Consider the following 1,283-nt stretch of genomic DNA (forward strand, 5'->3'; position numbering starts at 1 on the left):
TGAGGTTGGTCCGCTTTGACGGACATCCGAGATCAGGGGTCACGGCCCCGGAGGGATGTCCATCATGGAAGACATGGGGAAGAAGAAGCCTCGACCGCGGCGGTCGTTCACGCCGCAGTTCAAGGCCGACATCGTCGAGCGCTGCCGGCGCGGGGACCGTACCGTCGGTCAGGTCGCCAAGGACTTCGACCTGACCGAGACCGCGGTGCGGGACTGGGTCAAGCAGGCCCAAGTCGATGCCGGGGAACGCGAGGGGCTGACCAGCGGCGAGCAGGAGGAGCTGGCGGCCCTGCGGCGGGAGAACCGCCGCCTGCGCGAGGACGTGGAGATCCTGCGGCGCGCGACAGCTTTCTTCGCAGCGGGGACCCGGTGAACGTGCACCCGTTCATCGAGGCGGAGAAGCAGCAGGGCCACAACGTCAAACGCGCGTGTGAGCTCCTGAAGGTCTCCCGGACCGCCTTCTACGGCCGCCGCAGCCCCGCCGTGGGACCGCGCCGGGCCCGCGACCTGGAACTGACCCAGGAGATCACCGCCGTCCACGCCCGCTCGCACGGCACCTACGGCGCCCCGCGCGTCCACACGGTCCTGCAGCGCCAGGGCCAGCGGTGCGGGCGGCGGCGCGTCGCCCGCCTGATGCGCCAGGCCGGACTGCAGGGCGCCCACCGCCGGCGCCGCCCAGTCACCACCGTCCCCGACGCGGGTGCCTCCACGCGCCCGGACCTGATCAACCGCCAGTTCACCCCCGACGCGGCCGCGCTGAACCAGCGCTGGTGCGGAGACATCACGTACATCCCCACCGACGAGGGCTGGCTCTACCTGGCCACCGTCATCGACATCGCCTCCCGCAGGGTCGTCGGCTGGGCCACCGCCGACCACCTGCGCACCGAACTGGTCGCCGACGCTCTGAAAGCAGCCCACCTGCAACGACGCCCGCCCCCCGGCGTGATCTTCCATGCGGATCGTGGCTGCCAGTACACGAGCCGGGCCCTGGCCGAACTCGCTGGGCGGCTCTCCGTGCGCCTGTCGGTCGGGCGCACCGGCCAGTGCTGGGACAACGCCCTGGCCGAGGCTTTCTTCTCCACTCTCAAGCGAGAGCTGATCAGCACCCGCACCTGGCCCACTCGTGCCGCCGCCCACAACGCGATCTTCGACTTCATCGAGGGCTGGTTCAACCTGCACCGACTCCACAGCAGCCTGGGCTACCTCAGCCCCGCCCACTTCGAAGTCCGTCAAGCAGCCTGAACGACACAACGAACCTGTCCGTCAAAACGGAGCAAGCTCAG

General features: G+C 69.9%; 2 protein-coding genes. Both read left to right on the forward strand.

The window, feature by feature from the left end:
• Positions 1 to 73 precede the first annotated feature (73 nt).
• Positions 74 to 373, forward strand: a complete 300-nt coding sequence (locus tag ABH940_RS36945; RefSeq protein ID WP_370107294.1) for a transposase — start codon at positions 74 to 76, stop codon at positions 371 to 373.
• A complete protein-coding gene (locus ABH940_RS36950) occupies positions 370 to 1,242 on the forward strand; it encodes an IS3 family transposase (RefSeq protein WP_370107295.1) in 873 nt (290 codons plus the stop codon). The genes ABH940_RS36945 and ABH940_RS36950 overlap by 4 nt, the downstream gene beginning before the upstream one ends.
• Positions 1,243 to 1,283 lie beyond the last annotated feature (41 nt).

Source organism: Streptacidiphilus sp. BW17 (genome assembly GCF_041262485.1).
In the GTDB taxonomy this organism is placed as follows: Bacteria; Actinomycetota; Actinomycetes; order Streptomycetales; family Streptomycetaceae; genus Streptacidiphilus.

Excerpts from the sequence above, each read along its gene's own strand:
- ABH940_RS36945 (WP_370107294.1), top strand. The coding sequence starts at position 74 with ATGGGGAAGAAGAAGCCTCGACCGCGGCGGTCGTTCACGCCGCAGTTC.